This is a genomic window from Nostoc sp. CHAB 5715, assembly GCF_020829685.1.
Classification (GTDB): domain Bacteria; phylum Cyanobacteriota; class Cyanobacteriia; order Cyanobacteriales; family Nostocaceae; genus Nostoc.
Genome location: NZ_JAIVFR010000624.1, coordinates 1 through 4578, shown reverse-complemented (window position 1 = coordinate 4578; position 4578 = coordinate 1). Strand labels below are relative to the sequence as shown.

General features: G+C 41.4%; 6 protein-coding genes and 2 pseudogenes. 4 read left to right on the top strand and 4 right to left on the bottom strand.

Features of this window, described 5'->3' with window-relative positions:
• Nucleotides 1-296 precede the first annotated feature (296 nt).
• Nucleotides 297-698 (top strand): annotated as a pseudogene (locus LC574_RS27620) (ISAs1 family transposase); the annotation flags it as partial.
• A 943-nt stretch (nucleotides 699-1641) separates the two neighbouring features.
• Nucleotides 1642-2310, top strand: coding sequence for a hypothetical protein (locus LC574_RS27615; protein ID WP_229456866.1), 669 nt, complete (start codon nucleotides 1642-1644; stop codon nucleotides 2308-2310).
• 192 nt (nucleotides 2311-2502) lie between these two features.
• On the opposite strand, the gene LC574_RS27610 is transcribed toward LC574_RS27615, so the two are convergent.
• From LC574_RS27610 to LC574_RS27595, 4 genes are all read right to left on the bottom strand, one after another.
• Nucleotides 2503-2898 carry a type II toxin-antitoxin system VapC family toxin gene (locus LC574_RS27610; protein WP_229456865.1) on the bottom strand — a complete coding sequence of 132 codons (396 nt, stop codon included), beginning with the start codon at nucleotides 2896-2898 and terminating at the stop codon, nucleotides 2503-2505.
• Entirely contained in the window at nucleotides 2898-3185 is a 288-nt protein-coding gene (locus LC574_RS27605; protein WP_229456863.1) for a hypothetical protein, read from the bottom strand. The genes LC574_RS27610 and LC574_RS27605 overlap by 1 nt, the downstream gene beginning before the upstream one ends.
• 64 nt (nucleotides 3186-3249) lie before the next feature.
• On the bottom strand, nucleotides 3250-3441 hold the full coding sequence (locus tag LC574_RS27600) for a hypothetical protein (protein ID WP_229456861.1): 192 nt from the start codon (nucleotides 3439-3441) through the stop codon (nucleotides 3250-3252).
• Nucleotides 3428-3817: a hypothetical protein gene (locus LC574_RS27595; RefSeq protein WP_229456859.1), complete on the bottom strand. Its 390-nt coding sequence runs from the start codon at nucleotides 3815-3817 to the stop codon at nucleotides 3428-3430. The genes LC574_RS27600 and LC574_RS27595 overlap by 14 nt, the downstream gene beginning before the upstream one ends.
• A gap of 111 nt (nucleotides 3818-3928) precedes the next feature.
• Between LC574_RS27595 and LC574_RS27590 the strand changes: the two genes are divergently transcribed.
• Nucleotides 3929-4081 (top strand): hypothetical protein, encoded by a 153-nt coding sequence (locus LC574_RS27590; protein WP_229456858.1) that lies wholly within the window; start codon nucleotides 3929-3931, stop codon nucleotides 4079-4081.
• A gap of 83 nt (nucleotides 4082-4164) precedes the next feature.
• Nucleotides 4165-4578, top strand: a pseudogene (locus LC574_RS27585) (hypothetical protein); the annotation flags it as partial.

Here is a 4578-nt window from a genome sequence, read left to right as displayed (position 1 = left end):
ACCCATATCCTGTGTTTTACGTCAACTATTTCTAGTGGACTGGCTCTCTAGCTCGGATAGTACCACTTTGTTTCAAACCCAATTACCGATGCAAGTCCGCTTGTCAATAGGGTTTGAGATGCGCTAATCCTGCAGGGCAAACGCATCTTAAATTGACGCACTTTTGGGGTATAGTGGAGGGTTATCATTTAAGCTTGATTGTGGGCGATCGCCAGAAAGCATTCTTCAGGTAGTGCCGATGAAAAACCACAGGTGATGAGCGAGAGTGTAGCACCATCAATAATACCCGCGCTGTTATGAGTCCAAAGTTTGAAGATACAATCCTCAAGCACTTTTCAGGCATAGAAGACCCAAGGATAGACCGCACTAAACAGCATCTTTTAAAAGACATCATTGCCATTGCTATCTTGGCAGTGCTAAGTGGAGCCGATAGTTGGGTCGCAATTGAAACTTATGCTCAAGCAAAGAAGGAATGGCTACAAGAGTTTTTGGCACTACCTAACGGAATTCCCTCTCATGACACCATCGCAAGAGTTTTCGCCAAACTAGACCCACAAGCATTTGAGCAATGCTTTCAGCGATGGGTGGAGTCGATGACTTACGCTGTGGGCGCTCAAGTAATACCTATCGATGGGAAAACAATACGTCAATCATTTGATCGCGATGGCTTCCAAAAAGCAATTCATGTCGTCAGCGCGCAGGTCTTGTGAACATAGATAGTTTCGTCTGGTTTTATAGTGTCTGATTTTTATTGTCCTCCCAAATGGTCATTTCAACTCACTGTTTCACAACGGAAAAATAAACTTTTTTTGCGTATAGTACACTCATAATACGTAGAAAGATGATACAAGCAATACTATTACTGGCTATCCCTTGCGGATTGAGAGCCGGGTATTTCCTCCGAAAAAATGCCGTTTATACACGGCTAACTTGTAGTAGAGGGAGGTGCTATTTTTGGGTGTGGGGAATTAAGAAAAAGATTTGCAACGGCGATTGCTGAATTTAACTGGCGGGTTGACTATTTAAAGTTTTTTAAAAGGGAATAGGGAATAGGCAACAAAAGGTTTTGTCCGGGGATTTAGAACCATATTTAAATGCTCGTCCTAAAGAAGGGGGCTTCAAATCCAAGGGTTTTCTCTCTTAGAAGGGAACAGGCAATTTTTCTTTGAGCTTCAATCCTACTGTTGCCTGTTCCCTATTCTCTACCCCGAACGCGAGTGCGTGCGTCTTTACAAGAGAAGGGGTCGGTGAACTACTTGAACTGAAACCGAGCGATTATGCAGATGAGCAGTATGGGTATTTTCAGGAAGTAGCGGAATCACTGAGGATATTTAATACGCAGTGTCTGGGGAAGATGGTTGATGCTGGAATTGCTACGGGGTGATATCTATATTTATTTGCTCCCAGCGTAACCGCCCGCGTGCGATCACCTACGGTGGGCGGTTACGCCGGGAGCCAATGGTAGCCGTTGGCGGTAGCATCTCTTCATAAAAAACATCGCTTGAAGAATGCGCTGACACATTTGGCGATGATAGTATCAAGGTAATTCATCATGACGAATTACACGATTTAATAAGCGTGGAGAGTCCCAGTTTACCTAGATAATACGTGAACATGAGCAATACAGGGCGCAAAAAAAAATTGGCATCTTTCAACTGTGACCAAAGGAAGTGGGAGCAATTTATCGCCTGTTGCAACTCGAAAGGCACAACAGCAACAGCCACGCTGCTCGAATTTATCGATCTCTACTTAGGCGATTCCCAAGATAAGCTTGATGCAATAGGTGGTAACGATTTAGACGAACGCCTAGACTCGAAGATTAAGACAAGTGTAGAAAAGTACTTAGTTTATAGTCACAATATTTACAGCAATCCTCCCAGTGAAACGATAAAAGCTATTTGCTCACGACTTGATAAGCTCGAGTCAGAGTTTTTAAGTGAATTTGATAGCAATCAAACTACAGCAATTGATAATCTTGCCAATTTAGAACAAAAAGTGGAGAGAATGGCAGATCGAATGACACAGTTGGCTGAGGCGATCATTAAAATTCAAGACTATCTCAACAACCAACAAAAGCGAGGACAGAAATCGTACTACAATAATTCATCCTTCAAAGCGCATACTCCTAGAATGCAACCGTTAACTGAAGAAGGTTTAGCCAAGAGACTTGGTGTAAGTGAGGAAACTGTAGGCAAGGAGCGAATTAAACTCCCCCCACCGCTTTTTGTAGCATGGTGTAAGGGCAAAGATAGAGCAGGGCTAGGGTGGGAATTTAACGAAAATACGGGATTATATCAGCCGACAAGTTAGTATTAACTGTAACAAGCGATTGGGCGTTTCTTTGCGGTCTTGGGGACTTTTACGGTGTGCATGGTGTGCTTAAAAAACCTGCCTTACGGTCATATTGAATGGTGCACTCTAAAGCAGGAATGTAAAAATCAGTGATGGTGTTGTGGGTGTTGCTAGTGTAACTAATTTTCCAGGGATATTCACGCAGGTTTTTCAACTTTCTAACCAGTTATCTAATTTTAAGTTGGGAATATTGATAAAATCTTTGATATTGTTAGTAACAAGAATATCGTCACGAGAACGAGCTACAGCAGCAATCAAAGCATCAAATTCTCCGGTTGGTTTCCCAATTTTTCTGAGTTCGCTTTGAATCTTGCCAAATTCGATAGCTGCTTCTATTCCAAATAGTTCTACTGGTAGTAATTCAGTAAACTGTGCTAATATCTCTAGATTTTTGGCTACCTGTTGAGAACAATAAACGCCTTTATATAGTTCTGAAACTACAATGATAGAGAGATAGCATTGGCTGAAAAAGCGATTAAATTTAGTAACAGCTTGGGGATTTTCGTTCAGCAGTGCAATGCAAATATTGGTATCTAGCAGATACATTAGCCTAAATCCTGATTATCAAGTGAGTCTATGGTTCTGCCTTGATAAGCATGGCGCTGTTGGTCAATCTCTGTAAATATTTCTGCTAATTCCGGTTGGTTCTTCCAAACCCCAAATAATTGATTGAGTCTAGCTAGTCTCTCCTCGTTTGTTAATGGTGGTTGTGGTTCTATAATTTGACTGGCAATAAATTCTACGTCTATGATTATCTCTGTCCCATCTGGAATATTATTAAGTTGTTCTAATATTTCAATATTTTGACCACGTTTTATGCCTCTAACCTTCATATTTGATTATCTCCTGTAATTATTAGTTGACGGTTGACAGTTGTCTGTTAACGGTGAACAGCCCTCAATCATCAATCTCTAAATTCAAACTCATTTGTCCATAAATTAAGGATAGCTCAGGCTGCACATAAGACACTTTGGCTTTGATTTCATCCATAGCCAACCACAAATCTAATAAGGCTTTTTCTTCAGTCAGGCGTTTCTTTTCATCACCAATGCGGGGAATTACTTTCAACGCTACTTCAAAAGTCCGCATAAATAAGTAGCTTTATCAACATAGTGAAAGCCGTCATCAACTTGCGGTAGTCCATCACTTGCCCAACGGAGATTTCCAACGACTGGATACCCTGAACTTGATTATCTTGGATGCGATCGCTTAATTCATTAAATACCCGGTCAAGTGTCCCCTCCAAATCAAATTCTTCCGGTTTGGCTTTAAACAGAGATAAATCATTCCAGTCATCGCCAATTTTTTCGCTCCCGTTAGGTGTGCGGGGTGTACCAGTACCGTAGGTTAAGATGCTTGCTGGGGTTTCCCTCTCCTCTACTTCGCCATTGCCATAGTCAGCTACAATTTTGAAAGTTGTGGTTTTAGCGATCGCCTCTTCATCCACCAAACCCGGATTTCTCACAAAGATTTAAACGACTAGCCCAAAACATTTATGCCACTTAGTACACGTCACCGCAAAAAAGGGTCGGAAATAAAGGAAAATATTTTTTGTAGGGTGGCATAAAAATCAGACATGCAAGGACGTATCTCAAGTATCCAAGTTGAAATAACTGGTGAGCAGCAAGATGTACTAGAAAGTTGGTTGCGTAAGACAACAACCCCAGTGGGTTTGGCAAAACGTGCCCGTGCAATATTAATGTTGGCCTTGCTGAGAAACTTTCAATAAAACCAGTCAGTATGTTGATATAGGAGAACGTCACTTGAGAAAGTGGGCAAGAAGATTTATAGACCAAGGAATTGAAGGATTATATGATGCTAAACGACCGGGACGCCCCCCGGTTTTTTCCCCCTCAAGTCGCATTGTATCTAGTTAAAATTGCTTATGAGCGACCCGATATGATGGAGCGTTCCTTGTCGCAGTGGGATTGTACAGAATTAGCGCATCAAGTAATAGCAGCAAAAATAACAGGCAGCATTTCTGCGTCTACTGTTCGACGAATTTTAAGTAGTCATAAATTAAAACCTTGGCGACATCATTTGTGGTTATCACCCAAAGCCCCAAGAGATGAAGCCTTTGTTAAAAGCATAAAAGAAATTAGTTCTTTATATACTCGACCATTAAATCCTGATGAAATGGTGTTGTGCGTTGATGAGAAAACCAACTTACAACCCCGACCACGTAAATCTAAAACTCTTCCAGCAAAACCAGATCTGCCTGTAAGA

Excerpts from the sequence above, each read along its gene's own strand:
- LC574_RS27610 (WP_229456865.1), bottom strand. The coding sequence starts at position 2,898 with ATGTATCTGCTAGATACCAATATTTGCATTGCACTGCTGAACGAAAAT.
- LC574_RS27605 (WP_229456863.1), bottom strand. The coding sequence starts at position 3,185 with ATGAAGGTTAGAGGCATAAAACGTGGTCAAAATATTGAAATATTAGAA.
- LC574_RS27600 (WP_229456861.1), bottom strand. The coding sequence starts at position 3,441 with ATGCGGACTTTTGAAGTAGCGTTGAAAGTAATTCCCCGCATTGGTGAT.
- LC574_RS27590 (WP_229456858.1), top strand. The coding sequence starts at position 3,929 with ATGCAAGGACGTATCTCAAGTATCCAAGTTGAAATAACTGGTGAGCAG.